19 protein-coding genes are annotated in these 17,478 nt (G+C 45.0%); 11 read left to right on the plus strand and 8 right to left on the minus strand.

All coding sequences use genetic code 11. The features are described from left to right. Positions 1-16: 16 nt before the first annotated feature. Positions 17-1,027, plus strand: coding sequence for an ATP-dependent 6-phosphofructokinase (locus NQ565_RS03855; protein WP_005655933.1), 1,011 nt, complete (start codon positions 17-19; stop codon positions 1,025-1,027). On the opposite strand, the gene rnc is transcribed toward NQ565_RS03855, so the two are convergent. Genes rnc through NQ565_RS03870 form a run of 3 tightly spaced genes read right to left on the minus strand, consistent with a single transcriptional unit; the run spans position 986 to position 3,463 of the window. Next, positions 986-1,933, minus strand: a complete 948-nt coding sequence (rnc, locus tag NQ565_RS03860; protein WP_005655934.1) for a ribonuclease III — start codon at positions 1,931-1,933, stop codon at positions 986-988. The genes NQ565_RS03855 and rnc overlap by 42 nt on opposite strands. Positions 1,934-1,940: 7 nt before the next feature. Continuing rightward, the gene (gene fabF / locus NQ565_RS03865; RefSeq protein ID WP_005655936.1) at positions 1,941-3,203 is read right to left on the minus strand and encodes a beta-ketoacyl-ACP synthase II; all 1,263 of its coding nucleotides are present in this window, start codon (positions 3,201-3,203) and stop codon (positions 1,941-1,943) included. Between the two features lie 23 nt (positions 3,204-3,226). Beyond that, positions 3,227-3,463 carry an acyl carrier protein gene (locus NQ565_RS03870; protein ID WP_004291965.1) on the minus strand — a complete coding sequence of 79 codons (237 nt, stop codon included), beginning with the start codon at positions 3,461-3,463 and terminating at the stop codon, positions 3,227-3,229. A 98-nt stretch (positions 3,464-3,561) separates the two neighbouring features. Here NQ565_RS03870 and purN point away from each other — a divergent pair, with 98 nt between their 5' ends. After that, positions 3,562-4,188, plus strand: coding sequence for a phosphoribosylglycinamide formyltransferase (purN, locus tag NQ565_RS03875; protein ID WP_005655989.1), 627 nt, complete (start codon positions 3,562-3,564; stop codon positions 4,186-4,188). Positions 4,189-4,229: 41 nt separating this feature from the next. On the opposite strand, the gene pdxB is transcribed toward purN, so the two are convergent. Then, complete coding sequence (pdxB, locus tag NQ565_RS03880; RefSeq protein ID WP_005655991.1) at positions 4,230-5,279, minus strand: 4-phosphoerythronate dehydrogenase PdxB; 1,050 nt, start codon at positions 5,277-5,279, stop codon at positions 4,230-4,232. Between the two features lie 112 nt (positions 5,280-5,391). Here pdxB and NQ565_RS03885 point away from each other — a divergent pair, with 112 nt between their 5' ends. The 4 genes from NQ565_RS03885 (at position 5,392) to NQ565_RS03900 (ending at position 8,438) form a co-directional block, all read left to right on the plus strand. Continuing rightward, complete coding sequence (locus NQ565_RS03885; protein ID WP_005655993.1) at positions 5,392-5,943, plus strand: ORF6N domain-containing protein; 552 nt, start codon at positions 5,392-5,394, stop codon at positions 5,941-5,943. Positions 5,944-6,042: 99 nt separating this feature from the next. Next, entirely contained in the window at positions 6,043-6,759 is a 717-nt protein-coding gene (locus tag NQ565_RS03890; protein WP_005655995.1) for a glycosyltransferase family protein, read from the plus strand. Between the two features lie 7 nt (positions 6,760-6,766). After that, positions 6,767-7,531, plus strand: a complete 765-nt coding sequence (locus tag NQ565_RS03895) for a lipopolysaccharide kinase InaA family protein (protein WP_005655997.1) — start codon at positions 6,767-6,769, stop codon at positions 7,529-7,531. A gap of 7 nt (positions 7,532-7,538) precedes the next feature. Next, the gene (locus NQ565_RS03900) at positions 7,539-8,438 is read left to right on the plus strand and encodes a glycosyltransferase family 2 protein (protein ID WP_016661055.1); all 900 of its coding nucleotides are present in this window, start codon (positions 7,539-7,541) and stop codon (positions 8,436-8,438) included. An 11-nt stretch (positions 8,439-8,449) separates the two neighbouring features. Here NQ565_RS03900 and NQ565_RS03905 read toward each other — a convergent pair whose 3' ends face one another. The 3 genes from NQ565_RS03905 to NQ565_RS03915 are packed head-to-tail and all read right to left on the minus strand — an operon-like array spanning position 8,450 to position 10,971. Beyond that, positions 8,450-9,310 carry a capsular polysaccharide synthesis protein gene (locus NQ565_RS03905; RefSeq protein WP_229127117.1) on the minus strand — a complete coding sequence of 287 codons (861 nt, stop codon included), beginning with the start codon at positions 9,308-9,310 and terminating at the stop codon, positions 8,450-8,452. Positions 9,311-9,327: 17 nt separating this feature from the next. Continuing rightward, a complete protein-coding gene (locus NQ565_RS03910) occupies positions 9,328-10,104 on the minus strand; it encodes a family 6 glucosyltransferase (RefSeq protein ID WP_005656003.1) in 777 nt (258 codons plus the stop codon). 3 nt (positions 10,105-10,107) lie between these two features. Beyond that, the gene (locus NQ565_RS03915) at positions 10,108-10,971 is read right to left on the minus strand and encodes an alpha-1,2-fucosyltransferase (RefSeq protein WP_005656005.1); all 864 of its coding nucleotides are present in this window, start codon (positions 10,969-10,971) and stop codon (positions 10,108-10,110) included. 251 nt (positions 10,972-11,222) lie between these two features. Between NQ565_RS03915 and NQ565_RS03920 the strand changes: the two genes are divergently transcribed. Genes NQ565_RS03920 through NQ565_RS03930 form a run of 3 tightly spaced genes read left to right on the plus strand, consistent with a single transcriptional unit; the run spans position 11,223 to position 14,133 of the window. Further along, positions 11,223-12,242, plus strand: a complete 1,020-nt coding sequence (locus tag NQ565_RS03920; protein WP_005656007.1) for a glycosyl transferase family 90 — start codon at positions 11,223-11,225, stop codon at positions 12,240-12,242. Between the two features lie 9 nt (positions 12,243-12,251). Next, positions 12,252-13,172 (plus strand): glycosyltransferase family 8 protein, encoded by a 921-nt coding sequence (locus tag NQ565_RS03925; protein ID WP_005656010.1) that lies wholly within the window; start codon positions 12,252-12,254, stop codon positions 13,170-13,172. 55 nt (positions 13,173-13,227) lie between these two features. Beyond that, a complete protein-coding gene (locus NQ565_RS03930) occupies positions 13,228-14,133 on the plus strand; it encodes a glycosyltransferase family 2 protein (protein ID WP_005656012.1) in 906 nt (301 codons plus the stop codon). Between the two features lie 7 nt (positions 14,134-14,140). Here NQ565_RS03930 and glf read toward each other — a convergent pair whose 3' ends face one another. Continuing rightward, positions 14,141-15,250 (minus strand): UDP-galactopyranose mutase, encoded by a 1,110-nt coding sequence (glf, locus tag NQ565_RS03935; RefSeq protein WP_005656014.1) that lies wholly within the window; start codon positions 15,248-15,250, stop codon positions 14,141-14,143. Here glf and NQ565_RS03940 point away from each other — a divergent pair. Next, the gene (locus NQ565_RS03940; RefSeq protein ID WP_005656017.1) at positions 15,241-15,468 is read left to right on the plus strand and encodes a hypothetical protein; all 228 of its coding nucleotides are present in this window, start codon (positions 15,241-15,243) and stop codon (positions 15,466-15,468) included. The genes glf and NQ565_RS03940 overlap by 10 nt on opposite strands. Positions 15,469-15,480: 12 nt before the next feature. After that, entirely contained in the window at positions 15,481-17,319 is a 1,839-nt protein-coding gene (locus tag NQ565_RS03945; protein WP_005656018.1) for an ABC transporter ATP-binding protein, read from the plus strand. Positions 17,320-17,478 lie beyond the last annotated feature (159 nt).

The following is a 17,478-nucleotide window of genomic DNA, read 5'->3' on the forward strand; positions in this document are numbered from 1 at the left end:
TTTAAACTAAAACATCATGAGAATCGGTATTTTGACTTCAGGCGGGGATTGCCCCGGTATCAATGCGACTATCCGCGGCGTTTGCAAAACGGCTATCAATCATTATGGAATGGAAGTAATAGGTATTCATAGCGGTTTTCAAGGATTATTGACAAAAGATGTGGAATCGTTTACGGACAAGTCTCTGTCCGGGTTATTGAATTTGGGCGGTACGATGCTGGGTACTTCCCGTGAAAAGCCGTTCAAGAAAAACGGGGTGGTATCCGATGTAAACAAGCCTGCTTTGATAGAACGGAATGTAAAGGAACTGGGGCTGGACTGTATTGTCTGTATCGGCGGTAACGGTACGCAGAAAACGGCTGCTAAGTTGGCTGCCATGGGCTTGAATATAGTTTCCGTACCTAAAACCATTGATAATGATATTTGGGGGACCGATTTTTCTTTCGGTTTTGATTCTGCCGTCAGTATTGCTACGGATGCCATAGACCGGTTACACTCTACCGCCAGTTCGCACAAGCGGGTGATGGTGATAGAAGTGATGGGGCATAAAGCCGGATGGATTGCGTTGTACTCCGGTATGGCTGGTGGCGGTGATGTGATTTTAATTCCCGAACTTTCTTATAATATTCATAATATAGGTGATACGATTCTGAATCGTCTGAAGAAAGGAAAGCCGTATTCCATCGTTGTGGTTGCCGAGGGAATCCAGACGGACGGCAAGAAACGTGCAGCCGAATATATCGCACAGGAGATTGAATACGAAACGGGTATCGAAACCCGTGAAACGGTTTTGGGGTATATCCAGCGGGGTGGTTCGCCTACGCCTTTTGACCGTAATTTGTCGACCCGCATGGGAGGGCATGCTACGGAGTTGATTGCAGGCGGACAGTTTGGACGTATGGTAACGCTGAAAGGGAATGAAATATCTTCCGCTCCTTTGGGGGAGATAGCCGGAAAGCTCAAATTAGTGACCGAAGACCATGATTTAGTCGTCCAGGGTAAGCGTATGGGGATTTGTTTCGGATGATTTGACCGTATCTTGTGCAGCATCCGCAGGTTCCGTATAATCTGTAGCTTCAAGAACTTCTGATGTCTCTACAGCAGAAGCCTCTTCTGCGACAATTTGGGTTTCCTCTGTTGCCATATTTTCCTTTGCCGCGTGGTTCTGTATCTTGGCTGTTTCAATAGCTTCTTTGAAGGCTTCGTCACTCTTGATTTTCTTCAATGCCATTTGTGCGGCATTTTGCTGTGACTCCTTTTTGGAATAGCCTGTGCCAGTACCGGCAGAAAGGCCCTCTATGCGGACTTCGGTGTGGAACATCGGGTTGTAATCCTGGTCGAGGAATTGCTCTATCAACTCAAAGGAAACCTCCATTTTGGTTTTCTGGCTCCATTCGATAAGTTTGGACTTGAAGTTGACTTCCTTGCGCGACATCTTGTCGAGGTCGATGTAGTTCTTGAGGATTTTTTTCTCCATGAACTGCTTGCAGCGTTCATAGCCTTGGTCTAAATAGATAGCTCCGATAAATGCCTCGAAAGCATTGCCGTACATATAGCTGTTGTGCGACGAAGAACGGGTGGAATACTTAACCAGTTTGTCCAGCCCTATTTCTACAGCCAGTTTGTTTAGAGTTTCCCGTTGCACGATTTTAGAACGGGTATTGGTAAGAAAGCCTTCCCTGCGTCCTTCAAAGTGCTTATATACTATATCACCGACAATGGCATCCAAAATGGCGTCGCCTAAAAATTCCAGCCGCTCGTTATTTAACGGACGTCCTTTTTCGGAACGGATGGAAGTGGATTTGTGAAGCAGTGCCTGCTCATAGAACCGGATGTTACGGGGAAAGAATCCGAGTATCTTATAAAAACAAAAATAAGACTCTCTGTCCTTATGGAATAAGAGCCTTATTTTATCTATTTGATTACGTAACACGACCGTATTATTCTGCGTATTTCTTGAAAATAACACATGCGTTATGACCGCCGAATCCAAACGTGTTGGACAAAGCTACATTCACTTCACGCTTCTGAGCCTTGTTGAACGTAAAGTTCAGGTCATAGTCGATGTTTTCGTCGTTATCACCCTCTTCGTGGTTGATAGTCGGAGGAATAATGCCATTCTTGATGGCAAGAATACTTGCGATGGCTTCCACCGCACCGGCAGCACCCAATAAGTGGCCTGTCATGGATTTGGTTGAACTGATGTTCAACTCATAAGCATGCTTGCCGAATACTTCCTGGATAGCTTTCACTTCCGAAATATCACCAACAGGAGTAGATGTACCATGAACGTTGATGTAATCTACTTCTTCGGGTTTCATTTCTGCATCTTCCAACGCATTTGTCATTACCAGTTTGGCTCCCAGACCTTCCGGGTGGGAAGCTGTCAGGTGATGCGCATCGGCAGACATACCTACGCCGGCAACCTCTGCATAAATCTTGGCACCACGTGCTTTAGCGTGTTCCAGTTCTTCAAGAACCAGACAGCCGCCGCCTTCACCCATGATGAAACCGTCGCGGCTTGCGCTGAACGGGCGGGATGCAGTCTCCGGAGAGTCATTGCGGGTAGATAAAGCGTGCATAGCGTTGAAGCCACCTACACCGCAGGCTGCGATAGCTGCTTCCGAACCACCGCTGATGATGGCATTTGCCTTACCCAAGCGGATGAGGTTGAATGCATCGGCAATGGCATTGGTAGAAGTGGCGCATGCAGAACAAGTCGCATAGTTAGGACCATGAAAACCGTACAGGATAGAAATTTGTCCGGCAGCAATATCCGAAATCATCTTGGGGATGAAGAACGGATTGAACTTAGGACCGTTTTCTTTATGGAGGGCATAGTTACCTGCTTCTTCTTCAAATGTACGGATTCCACCAATACCGGCGCCAAAGATGACACCGATCTTGTTCAAATCCTCATTTTCGACATCAAGACCGGAATCTTCTACCGCTTGCTTGGCTACACCAATGGCATATTGGGTATACAAGTCCATCTTGCGTGCCTCTTTGCGGTCGATATATTGATTGGCATCAAAGTTTTTCACCTCGCATGCGAATTGGGTCTTGAAAAGTGATGCGTCGAAATGAGTAATAGGTCCTGCTCCACTAACCCCATTCACGAGATTTTCCCAGAATTCGGGTACTGTGTTGCCAATGGGAGTAATGGCGCCAAGACCTGTTACTACAACTCTTTTTAATTCCATACTAAGATATGAATGGATTAAGATTACTTAGCGTGTTCTTCGATGTAAGATACAGCATCACCTACAGTACCAATCTTCTCAGCTTGGTCATCAGGAATAGAGATACCGAATTCTTTTTCGAATTCCATGATAAGTTCTACAGTGTCAAGAGAATCTGCTCCCAAATCGTTAGTGAAGCTAGCTTCGTTAGTAACTTCTGATTCTTCAACGCCTAATTTGTCGACGATAATCGCTTTCACTCTTGATGCAATTTCAGACATAACTTTAAGTTTTTAATTAATAATTAGTTTTATTTCTTTAAATTTGCGGTGCAAAGGAATGAATATTTATCGTTCCTCGCAAATATTTGATGAATTAAATGCACCTTTTTGCACATTTTTCACGGTTTTGTGCAGGATTTGGAGGGCTTATGAGTAAAAACATTGCTATTTTCGCTTCCGGTAACGGGACAAATGCAGAGAATATCATCCGTTATTTCCAAAATAGCGAATCGGTGAACGTAAAGCTGGTTTTGGCAGATAGGGAGACTGCCTTTGTTTTGGAACGTGCACGTAGACTGAATGTTCCGTTTGCCTGTTTGGACAAGGCCGCATGGGCGGATGGTACGGTTGTATTGTCTTTGTTGGAAGATAAAGGAATAGATTTTATTGTCCTTGCCGGTTTCCTTGCACGTGTGCCGGACTGTATCTTGCATGCTTATCCTAATAAAATTATAAATATTCACCCTTCCTTATTGCCTAAATTTGGCGGTAAGGGAATGTATGGCGGGCATGTGCATGAAGCTGTGGTGGCTGCCGGTGAAACGGAAACCGGTATTACCATACATTATTTGAATGAGCATTTCGATGAGGGCGAAATTATAGTGCAGTACAAATGCCCTGTCCTGCCGCAGGATACGGCAGAAGACGTGGCAAAGAAAGTGCATGCGCTGGAATACGAATATTACCCGAAAGTTATCGGCGGTTTGTTGTCGGAAGTGTGCTGATAACCTTTCGGGATATTGTTTTTGCGGAAAGAAGCGGCATGCTATTCCGGATGATTCACAATTGTGTATGCTTCTTTCTCTCTTCTTAAAGGATAGTCTCCCCGTAACTTCTCAAATAGTTCCGGATGCGTTTTGAGCGCATTGCTGTCTTGTCGGGGATCGTACATTTGTAGATAGGCGGCCGATAGGGTATCTGCTGTAATGCGCGGTTGGCTTGGGGCAGGAGGAATAATCTGATAGTCTGCCTGTACATTGAAATACCGGCATAGGGCATCCAGCGACATGCGGGTTGCATTGGCTTTGCCGTCTGCCGAATAGCCGGCGATGTGCGGTGTGCCGAGGAATACCTTGTCCAATAAGGTGAGGTTTATGGCCGGTTCATTTTCCCAGACGTCAATGATAGCATCCGAAACCAGCCCTGTTTCCAAAGCGTTCAGCAGTGCACCGGTCTCGATTATTTCTCCGCGTGAAGTGTTGATGATAACAGGCTTCCGCTTTAGCGATTGGAAAAAGGCGTCGTCGGCGAGATGGCAGGTCTTGTATCTGCCTTCCCTATATAAAGGTACGTGGAAAGTGAGTATGTCGCATTCTTCGGCGAGTGTTTGCAGGGACGAAAAGCCTTGTTTCCCCTCTCTATCCTCACGGGGAAGGTCGTTCAGTAAAACGCGTATCCCCAATTCCTGTGCCACTTTTGCAACTTTGCTGCCTACATTGCCTACTCCGATAATGCCGATAGTAACTTCCGGTAAATTGATACCTTTCAGCGTTTGCAGCAAAATTAAAGATGATTGCAGGTATTGGGCTACGGAGGCGGAATTGCAGCCGGGAGCATTTGTCCATGTAATACCGGCTTCGCGGCAGTATTCCGCATCGATATGGTCGAAGCCGATGGTTGCCGTAGCGATAAACTTAACCTTGCTACCTTCCAGCAATTCCCGGTTGCAACGAGTGCGTGTACGGATAATTAGTGCATCCGCATCTTTCACCAAAGAAGGGGTGAAGTCTTTTCCCGGTGCGTAGACTACTTCATCGGCTATTTTTTCAATGGCTTCCTTTATAAAAGGTATTTTATCATCGACAATTACTTTCATGATGCTTTTGTTTTATTGCAGGCAAAGTTAGAAATAATTCATGAGAACAGACATTTCTGATATAATAATGCATACCTTTGACAGATTGTTTAAAACATAAATTGATATACTGATGAAAACACTGATTGGCTTTGAGGAAATAGAGGATAAGATAATTACTCTTCGCGGGCAGAAGGTTCTTTTGGACAGGGATGTTGCCACTTTGTGTGGGGTGGAGACGAAACGTGTGAATGAAGCCCTTAGAAATAACCTTGATAAATTTCCCAAGGATTATTGTTTTACGTTGCAAGTATCTGAAAAACAGTATCTGGTCGAAAATTTCGACCGGTTCTCTGTGTTGAAACATTCTACAGTTGAACCTAAAGCCTTTACAGAGAAAGGTCTTTATATGCTTGCTACCATTCTGAAAAGTTCTCGTGCTACAAATGCAACGTTTGCGATTATCGAGACTTTTGCCAAACTGCGCGAACTCTCCCGTACCTTGAACAACCTGCCGGATGCTTCCGAAGAGCAGCAGAAATCCTTGTTGGAGAAAAGCGGTGATTTGTTCACCGATTTATTGGATAATAATCTTCAGGCAACAGACTCGGAAACAACGATTGAACTGAATCTCGCCGTATTGAAAGTAAAGCATACGGTAAAACGGAAAGCAGATAAGGAATAAATGAGGCAAACTGTTTGGCTGTGTGCAAAATATTGTATAGTTTTGTCAACTTGTGGGAATTTTGCAGCTTGTTGAACAAAGACTAATTAATTATATCCAATGAAGTGTATTCATATCATTACTCCTGTAAAGGACTCCATTGAATTGACGTTGCAAACGGTGGAAGCCATTGTTGCATCCGATTTTCAGATGCCGTTTACCTATACCGTATATAATGACTTCAGTACAGAAGAGAACACGGCTAAGTTGCAGGATGCATCCGAAAAACTGGGCTTTGAATTGGTAAATCTTGCGGAAATAACGGATCATCCCTCACCGAACTATCTGCTGGTATTGCAAATGGCACAGCAACGTGCCATCGAGGCGGAGGCAGGTTTGATAATCGTGGAGTCGGATGTTGTGGTAAAGAAGAATACATTGCAGGCTTTGTTCAACGGAGCGGCAGAACGGGCGGACTGCGGTATTGCCGCTGCCGTCACAGTCGATGAGAAAGGAGAAATCAACTATCCCTATCTTTTTGCGAAAGGTAAGGAAAACCAGGTGTTTCCGGAGAAAAAGCATTGCAGTTTCTGTTGTTCCTTGCTGACATTGAATTTCCTGAAAGCATTCGACTTCCATCAGTTGAACCCTGAAAAGAACTGGCATGATGTAACTGTTTCGCATCAATCTTTAAAAGAAGGGTTTAAGAATTACCTGTTTACTACGTTGCCAGTATTGCATCAGCCCCATGGCAGCCGTCCGTGGAAACAATTGAAATATAAGAATCCGTTGAAATATTACTGGTTGAAGTATACAAAGGGGTTAGATAAAATCTGATATATTTATGAAATCTGAAATGAGCCGGAAATCCGATATGTTTCATCCTTATACATTAGTTATTCACCCGGACTTTAAGGAGTTGGGAGATTTTATCTTGTCTTTGCCGGAACGTTTTGAGAAAAACGAAGGTGTCGTTATTCATAAAGGACGTAACGAATTGAGAAAGATGGAATATGGCGGTCGGGAGTATGTTGTTAAATCTTTTCACCGCCCGAATATCATTAATCGCTTTGTGTACGGTATTTTCCGTCCATCCAAAGCGAAGCGTTCTTACGATCATGCCGAACTGTATCTTAAGATAGGGGTAGGGACTCCGCAACCGGTAGGATATTTCAATGTGCGCAGCGGCCTTTTATTCGATAAAAGTTACTATGTGAGCTGTCTGTCAACATGTCCGTATGTCTATAACGACCTGTTCAGGCGGAAGTTTGACTATGAAGAGGAAGTTTTGCGTGAGATAGGGCGGGTAACTGCCGTTCTCCACGAACATGGATATGCCCATAAAGATTACGGACGTGAAAATATCCTGTTTCAGAAAACACCGGAAGGCATTAAGCTGGAGATTGTCGACTTGAACCGTATGTTTGTCGGAACTATCGGCATGAAAGCCGGTTGCAAGAACTTCGAACGGTTGCCGGCTACCCCGCAGATGCATCGCTGGATGGCGGAGGAGTATGCAAAGGCCCGCGGTTTCGATGTGGAAAAGTGTTTTGAGCTGATGGTTGCTTACAGAAGTACTCAGCCGGGAAAGATTGATAATCTTTATTAAAATCGTCATGAATATTATAGCCGTAGTTGTCACTTATAATCGGATAGAACTGTTGAAGAGAACGGTTCGTTGCCTGCAACAGAATAAGCCTGTTTCCTCAATTGTAGTTGTCAATAACGGCAGTACGGATGCTACTGCCGAATGGCTGAAGACCCAATCGGGACTTACCGTTATCAATCAGGCTAATGTGGGGGGCTCCGGTGGTTTTTACACCGGTATGCAGTATGCATATCAGGCAGGTGCGGATTGGATTTGGTGCATGGATGATGATGTTTTTCCGCGTGCCGATTGTCTGGAACGGTTATTGCAGCATGCCGGTCGGGAAGATATAGGTATACTTGCTCCGCGCCGTTTGCAGGAGGGGAAGCTTTTCACGCATGAGTTTCAAGGGTATAACTTGACGAATCCTTTTGCTTCCATGTACACCGGGAAGCTGGCGAAACAGACTGTAACAGGGCCTGTGGAGATACAAGGAGCGGCTTTTGAGGGACCGTTTATCCGGCGTGAGGTTGTTGGGAAGATTGGCTATCCCAATAAGGATCTGTTTATCTTTTGTGATGATACGGACTATTGTCTCCGTACGGTACAGGCGGGATTCAGAATATTGTATGTTCCTGATGCGCTGATGGATAAGGAGAAGTTTTTCTCGAATGACAGTTGGAGCGAACGGAGTAAGAAGAAAAAGTGGAAACGTTTCTATCAGGTACGTAATTCCACTTATTTGAGTCATCATTATGGACGTAATTGGGCAGTAAGGTATCTTCGTGGTTTTAATGGAGTGGCGGGCTATATTTTGACGGCGCTTGTCACTTGTCCGTTTACCGATGCTTACCGATGGAGTGATATCCCTAAACTGTGGAAAGCTTATTGCGACGGGATACACGAAAGGCTGGGGAAAATAGACTGATTGACCGGTTGTCAGAATGCCTTATCGGTCAGGAGATGGGCATAGATTGTCTTTCTCCCGTTGCGGGTTTGCATGGCAAATGCTTTCTTGTAAGTCAGCTTGTGGAAATGGTATTTGGTATAAAACGTTTCCATTGCTTTTTTATCATATTCCTGGTTTAAGCATTTAGAAAGATTACTCATGGGCTGTACCGGAATATTATTCACCATTTTCGATACGGCAGGAATATGTTTGTATGCTAAGGCAAAGAGGTAATCGATAAAAAGATAAGTTACAATCCGGTTGTTGTTTTTCCAATAATTGTAGAAAGCATCCAGGATGAAAGAGGGGAGAATATTGCCTTTACCGCAAGCAAGAAAGAAACCGGTCCATTTACCTTTTACTACGTTGCAGTTATTGGGGATGTGATGATGGCTGTAGTATGGCAGGCTCGTGTTGATTATCGAATCTATATCTTTTGTGAGCAATATTGTGCTATCCAGCCATATGCCACCATGCCGTTTTAATAAATTCATTCTTAGCAAGTCGGAAAAATGCGTGATTGTCATTTCGCGTTTGTACAATCTCTGCATGATAAAGTCGGGCATTGTTGCATATTCCTGAAAATTTTTCTCTGTTATTAGGATTACGGGGTGGTTGTCTGCATGCCGGCATATGGAGGAATAGCATACTTTTACTATGTCGGGCATCTTCTTTTCTCCTTGCCACCAGCACACCCATATTGGAGATGTTGCACCGATAGGTTCTTCCTTTTGGGGTGTTTGTTCCTTATAATGGTCAAGAACCTCATTTGTCTTATATCTGTAAAGTATAATGAGGGTAAGCAGATAATGTTTGCCTTTAGATATAACTTTTTGATCTATTTTTCTCAAGAATAACCTTAATTCTTTCATCGTTTCAGTAGCTTGTTTAGAATATTCCGAATGGCTTTGCTAATAAGTTTCAGGCGGTTCCTTTTTTTTAAGGAACAGATATAGGATGCTCCCAGGATGGTGTTCTTATCCCGGAATATTATTTTGGGAGTTGGGGGAACCGTCCATTCTTGTGGGCGGCCATATTCTGTACTCAGAATTTTAATTTGCTTATCCAGCAGATATTTGTTCAGGTAAGATTCATCATGCCAGCGTGCTGTGATGTTTCTTTTTAAGTCGGTTTCCGTCATAAGGCTGCATTGCTCTAACAGTTCGATATAGGCCTTGCTCTCACCGCCGATTAGTCCGCCTTGATAATAGTGCTCGCCGCTGTTGTATGGTATGTATGCTTGTGAATTTTTTCTTCGCTCATAATGATATTTTTGCAATGGTTTGTTTCTATAGGTGTGCCATTCCAAACCGGTCAATGCCTCTTTCTCGGTCGGTAAAAATTCTTCGGGGGTTATTATTTGCAGAAACTCTGTATTGCCATTGAAAAAGAACAGATAATCAAAATGTTTGAGTTCTTCTTTGTGCCTTAGGAACATTTGGTAGCGGAACAGGACATTTTGGGGCCAGCCCAAATCTTCCTGGAACGAAACTTGTACATTAGTGCTGCTTTTTAACGGATAATCGGTGAATATGAAGTATTTCTTTTCATATTGAGGAAGAAACATCGATTCGCAACTGGAATAGAACTTATCCCAAAGTCGGATATATTTTCCGATACCCACATAAAGAATACCAATTTTCATAATTTATTGTATGCTGTCAGGTTGATTAATCGGTACTTTTATCCATTTGTCGGGACAGATGTCCGGTGTTTCGCAATGCCGGAACCAGCGTTCGGGCATGATGACGGTTTTATTTTCCCGCGGGTTCAGCCATGCTCCCCACCAGCTGAACGTACTGTTACAGATAATGTGGTGGCGGCAGCGGCTCATCAGCATCATATCCTGCCAGCTTTCTGCACCTTTGTTCCAGTCGATAAAGAAGGCTTTTGGCAACGGCAGGTTTTCTTTCACCCAGGCAATGTCGTCCGAGAAAACATAGTAGGAGGGCTGGCTTATCCGTTTGTTCATTTCGGCTATGGCGTTGAGGTAATAAGGCAGTTGGCATACACAGCCGGTTGTTTTCCAATATTTGGGTTCCAGGTAATCTCCCCGGCGTACATGTATGGAAACCGCATTCTCATCATGGTCTATCTGTTCGGACATTTCCTTTGTTTTCCTGTTGGACAGGCGCGGATTGAATGTAAAAGCCTTGCGTATATCGTCTGCCATGTCGGCAAAAAAACGTTCCGACTGATAGAAACCCTTGAAATATAATAGAGGCCAGAAATACTTTTTGTCATATGGAACAAGACTTGACGGGACTTGCTTGCGTTCATAGATTTTCTTGAAAAATAGAAATTCAATAACCTTTTTTAAGGGTTGGTTGATACGGAATTCTATTGGGGGAAGATTGAAAACCCGATGCATCTCATAGCCGTTATGGGCTTTGTAGTGCACCATATCGGATAAATCAATCCGGGTATTGCTGTAATGTTTTTTCATCCGCATATAGAAGGCGTAGATAAACATTTGATTGCCCAGTCCGCCGGTCATTTTAATAAATCTCATATCTCTGTTTTTGAGGAAAATGTTTTTTAAACGTTCGTTTAAAAAACATCTTTTCAAACGATTTTAAATTGTTTCTATTTGTATATATTTATAACTGTATTATATGTGCGTATCCTCAGATTGATACATTTTTATCCGTAAATGCGAAAAAAACGAGTCACAATATTTTTTAGATAGGAAATAACTTTTATCTTTGTGTTTTTTAAACGAACGTTTAAAAAACATTTCTTTTGACCATAAAACGGTATTAGATGAGTGATAGTCTGTTGTATAAGCTTCGTAGCGGCAAGCCCCCGAAGGTATTCTTCTTTTTAAAGGGATATTTGAAGCGGTGCATACCCGATTGCTTTTTCAGAATCCGGAGAAAGAGCTGTTTGGCACAAGTGGAGGCGCGGCCTGATAAGGATTACATTTATGAAAGGGTGAATTATTATAATAAGATGCAGTATCCGGTAGACCTGCCCGATACAATATTGCATGAGCATAAGCATAGCTATTATGTCTATCTGGACAAGATAAAGAATTTCCGTCCGTCTACGTTTCACAAGGCATATTATTTTGATTTGCAGGATGTGGCCCGTTGGTTTGACCGCCAACTGTGCATCAGCTATATTCCCGGTGACGTATATTTTACTCCCGAATACCCTTCGATTGTAAAGAGCCGGCTGCTGAAGGAGGACAATGCGTATTCGGTTGTGCTTAAACTGGACAAACTGCGTCATTTTATATTTCTGAACGATCCTGTGCCTTTTTCACAAAAACGCAATCAGGCTATATTTCGCGGAAAGATTCGCCTTAGCCGCATTCGTGAGAAGTTCCTTCAAAAATATTTTGGCTCATCCATTTGCGATTGCGGCGTGGTGGGCAGGAACGAAGGTTATCCTGAGGAGTGGATGACTCCCAAGAAAACAATCCGTGAGCATCTTGATTATAAATTTATCATGGCGCTCGAGGGTAACGATGTCGCCTCCAACCTGAAATGGGTAATGTCGTCCAACTCCATTGCCGTAATGACGCGTCCTACCTGTGAAACCTGGTTTATGGAGGGAAAGCTGATTCCCGATTATCACTATATAGAGATTAAGGATGACCTTTCCGATTTGGAGGAGAAACTAAACTATTACATCGCTCACCCGGCAGAGGCGGAACAGATTGTCGAGCATGCCCACGAATATGTTTCCCAATTTTTCGATGCCGGACGCGAACGGCTGATTTCATTGCTTGTAATGGATAAATATTTTCAGGTAACCAAACAAACGTCAAATTGTTAACACCATTGTATGATACATATTGCTTGTAATATTGATGCTAATTTTATACAGCACTGTGCTGTTACGCTGGTTTCTCTGTTTGAGAATAATAAGCGTGCCGATATTTGTGTGCATATTGTAGCTCCGTACCTTTCGGAAGCGGATCAGGCTATTCTACGCAACCTGGCTGCTCCTTATGGCAATGAAGTCTGCTTTTACTATCCTCCGAAAGATCTGTTGCAATGCTTTTCCATAAAAAAGTTCGGCAAGCGGATTTCCATGGCAACTTATTACCGTTGCATGTTTTCATCTATTCTGCCCGAGAGTTTGGAGAAAGTACTTTACCTGGACTGCGATATTGTAATATTGGGAGATATTTCAGAATTCTGGAACACGGATTTGTCCGGGTGCGGTGCGGCTTGTGTCGAAGATATCGGCAAGGATGAGGATGAGCGTTACGAACGCTTGCACTATGATAAGTCCTGCTCGTATTTCAATGCGGGGGTGCTGCTGATTAATCTTGATTACTGGCGGAAACATAAGGTCGATGTGCAGTGTGTGCGGTATTTCGAGACTTATCCGGAGCGCATCCAGTTTAATGACCAGGATTTGCTGAATGTCGTCCTATGCAAGGACAAGGTCTTTGTTCCTTTGAAGTGGAACATGCAGGATGGTTTTTATCGCTACGGCATTGACAAACGGGTGGCCGACTGGCAGGCTTTCCGTGAAGAACTGCTGCATCCTGTCATTCTGCATTATACCAACAAGAAACCCTGGAATTATGACAGTATGCATCCGTTGAGGAATGAATACTATAAATACCTGGATATGACGCCCTGGAAAGGGAAACGGCCGCTTTCTTCTGTAAAAGAGCGTTTAAAAAGGTACATTAAGTGCGTGCCTTATTTGTTGGGGCTTAGAAAACCCAAATATGTGAACCTCGGCAAGTAGCAGCCCGCTGCCCGGGACGTATCCTATGAAGCTGTTTGATAACTGATTAAGTGAGATGGTAAAAGTTTCTATTGTAATACCTGTTTATAATCGGAAAAATTTCCTGACTGTATGCATAAAAAGTTTGCTTGCACAGTCTTTTGAAGATTTCGAGATATGTCTGGTCGATGACGGAAGTACGGATGGCACCGGGCTTCTGTGCGACGAACTGGCGGAAAAGGATACTCGCATCAGAGTATTGCATGTGCAAAATGGAGGAGCAGCCTATGCGCGTCAAAAAGGGGTGGAGCTGGCAACAGGAGAATGGGTAGTCTTTGTCGACTCTGATGATACCATGCCTGCCGACGCTTTGCAGCGTTTGTTTCAAGCAACGTCGGAAGATACGGATATTGTAGTCGGTTTTTGCAGGAAAAAGCGCTTGTGGGGGGTAAACAGGCTTTCGCCGGCTTGTTACCGTAAGCTTTTAATCAAGGGCAGATACAACATTTCGGCTACATGCGGAAAGCTGTTCAGGCGCACGTTGTTTGATGAGTACACGCTACGTACACCCCGGGAGATTGTGATGGGAGAAGACATGCTTATGAACCTGCGGTTGGCGTTTGCATCATCCAAGCCGGTACGTCTGGTTGGCGGAAACAGTGTCTATAACTATATACAACATGGCGGGAATATAACGCATGTATTCAAACTTACGGCTGATTACGAGCACATCTTCCATAAGGAGAGGCTGTTGTCCATTCCCGAAGAAGAACATGCCCGCTATATGCCTGTAATGATTTACCGCAGGCTGAGGATGCTGCGCCGCATTCTGCGGTGTGCGCAAAAAGACAATACGGTTGAAGAGCTGCGGACTTCTGCTTTTGTGAAAGAGCTGCTTGCAGATATCCATGCTATCCGTTATACATTCTGGCGTTATCCGCACTGGAGGCTTTGGCAATTTCTCGCAAGTGCGGGTAAGTAAGGCGGAATCATAAGCTCTCTTTTTCCCACAGCCTTAATGCCGCTGCCACCGTATCGTCCATGTCTGCATACGTATATTGCGCCAGTCTGCCGCCGAACAGCACTCGCTCCTGTTGCTGTGCAAGTTCTTGATATTTCCTGAAAATCAGGCTGTTCTTTTCGTCGTTTACCGGATAATAAGGCTCTTTCCCCTGTTCAAAATCATCGGGATATTCATAGGTGATGACAGTAGAACGCTGTTTGCCGAACTCAAAGTGCTTGTGTTCGATGACACGGGTATAAGGAGTTTCGCGGTCGGTATAGTTCACGACTGCATTGCCTTGAAAGTCTTCTATATCCGTGAGGTGTCTGTGTTCGAATCGCAGGCTGCGATATTCCAGATGTCCGCATGCATAATCGAAGTATTCGTCTATGCAGCCGGTGTAGAGCACCTTCTCCGCCAAAGCGTCCAGCTCTTTGCGGTGCGCCATGTAATCGGTTCCGGTGCGCACCTCGATGTTCTCCAGCAAGGCACCGATTAAACGGTTATATCCTCCCATGGGAATGCCCTGATACGGGTCGTTGAAGTAGTTGTTGTCGAAGATAAACCGGAACGGAATGCGCCGGATGATAAATGCCGGAAGCTCTGTTGCCGGGCGTCCCCACTGTTTCTCCGTGTATCCTTTTATCAGTTGCCGGTAGATGTCCTCTCCGCAAAGTTTCAGTGCCTGTTCTTCCAGGTTTTGCGGGTGGGTTATATGCTCGTATTCCCTGCACTGTTCCTGTATCTTTGCCCGGGCCTCTGCCGGAGTACGTACTCCCCACAATTGGTAGAAAGTGTTCATGTTGAAAGGCAGGTTATACAGTTTTCCTTTATAATTGGCAATCGGAGAGTTGGTGTATCTGTTGAACTCAACAAGCCGGTTCACATAATTCCATACTTCCCTGTTGTCTGTATGAAAGATATGCGCACCGTATTTATGCACGTTGATGCCGTCTACTTCTTCGCAGTAGATATTGCCGCCGGTGTGTGGACGTTTCTCTATCACCAGACATCTCTTTCCGGCTTTATGAGCCTCATGGGCAAACACGGCTCCGAACAGGCCGCTGCCTACAATCAGGTAATCGTATGGTTTCATTCTTCTTTAGCGTTGTTTTTATCCAGCTACAAAGCTACACAATTATTATCGGGATTGCAGAAAAAGTACCGGTTATTGTGCCGCGTTTTGATAAAAACAGTTGTTTCACATGCAATCGGCTGGTTTTTATCCGCCCGGCGCGCAAAAAAGAACCTGTTCGTTTTATTCTCCCCCTGCTTTGTGCTATCTTTGCGCCCGATACGAACGTAATGAATTAACTGTTTGACCGAATGAAAGAATTCTTCCGACTCCTGCGGCGTTTTGTTCCGCCTTACAAGAAATATCTGATATGGGCATTGTTCCTGAACCTGCTATCGGCAATTCTGAACATATTCTCTTTCGCCCTGATTATCCCTATCCTTCAGATACTTTTCAAGATGGATACCAAGACCTACGAGTTCATTCCCTGGGATGCGGCAGGAATCAACATGAAAGACATAGCGGTCAACAACTTCTATTATTACGTCACCGAGATGATAGCCTCGCAGGGCGGCTCATTGACATTGCTGATTTTAGGCGTTTTCCTGGCGGTGATGACCCTGCTGAAAGCATTCTCCTATTTCGCCTCTTCCGCCGTGATGATTCCTCTCCGCACGGGCGTGGTGCGCGACATCCGTGCGCAAGTATATAATAAGGTGCTGCACCTGCCGCTGAGTTTCTTTTCCGAGGAACGGAAAGGCGATATCATAGCCCGCATGAGCGGCGACGTTACCGAGGTGGAGACATCCGTAACCAGTTCGCTGGATATGCTGATAAAGAACCCGATACTGATTATAGCCTATTTCGGCACATTGATAGCCATCAGCTGGCAGCTGACGCTGTTCACGCTGCTGGTGCTTCCGGGTATGGGCTGGGTAATGGGTACGGTAGGCAAGAAACTGAAACGGCAGTCGCTGGATGCGCAGGCAAAGTGGAGCGATACTATGTCGCAGTTGGAAGAAACCCTGGGCGGGTTGCGTATCATTAAAGCCTTCATTGCCGAAAACAAGATGATGGAGCGTTTCAATAAGTGCAGCAACGAATACCGCGATGCTATCAACCGGGTAGCCACCCGCCAGGCATTGGCGCATCCCATGAGCGAGTTTCTGGGCACATGCGTCATCGTTATCGTGCTGTGGTTCGGCGGCACGTTGATTCTGAGCAACAGCGCTACTATAGACGCCCCCTCGTTCATTTACTACTTGGTGATACTGTACAGTGTTATCAACCCGTTGAAGGAATTCTCCAAAGCCGGATACAACATTCCCAAAGGACTTGCCTCCATGGAGCGTATCGACAAGATACTCTTTGCGGAGAATCCCATTAAAGAACCTGCCCGGCCGAAGCAGCTCGTCTCGCTGGATGACAAGGTGGAATTCAAGGACATCAGCTTCAGCTACGACGGTTCCCGCCAGGTATTGAAGCATATCAACCTGACCGTACCCAAAGGCAAGACTATCGCACTGGTAGGGCAATCCGGTTCCGGAAAATCCACGTTGGTGGATTTGCTGCCCCGCTACCACGATGTACAATCGGGCAAGATCCTGATAGACGGTCTTGACATCAAGGATGCGCGCATCGCCGATTTGCGCGGCCTGATAGGAAACGTCAATCAGGAAGCCATTCTCTTTAATGACACTTTCTTCAATAACATTGCTTTCGGTGTAGAGAATGCCACCATGGAGCAGGTTGTGGAAGCTGCCAAGATAGCCAATGCCCACGATTTCATTATGGACACCGAGAAAGGTTACGATACCAATATCGGCGACCGTGGCGGCAAACTTTCCGGCGGACAACGCCAGCGTATCAGCATTGCCCGTGCCATTCTCAAGAATCCTCCCATACTGATTCTGGATGAGGCCACCTCCGCACTCGATACGGAGTCGGAACGTCTGGTGCAGGAAGCTTTGGAGCGGTTGATGAAAACCCGCACCACGATTGCCATTGCGCACCGTCTTTCCACAATCAGGAATGCGGATGAAATCTGCGTGCTCTACGAGGGCGAAATCGTAGAACGCGGCAGGCACGAGGAGCTTCTTGCCAAAGACGGCTACTATAAAAAGCTGAATGATATGCAATCTTTGGGATAATACCCCCTCTGTGTTGTTTTTCGTTTTTTCTCGTCACTCATCACCTATAGCGCTCTATCCCTGTCCCGGAAAGGGATAGAGGAACTGTTGACAACGGTGACGAGCGTGATGACAAATTGTTGGTCGTCACCCTCTGTCGTCATTTTTACCCTTCTTCTC

This window comes from Bacteroides stercoris ATCC 43183 (assembly GCF_025147325.1).
Classification (GTDB): domain Bacteria; phylum Bacteroidota; class Bacteroidia; order Bacteroidales; family Bacteroidaceae; genus Bacteroides; species Bacteroides stercoris.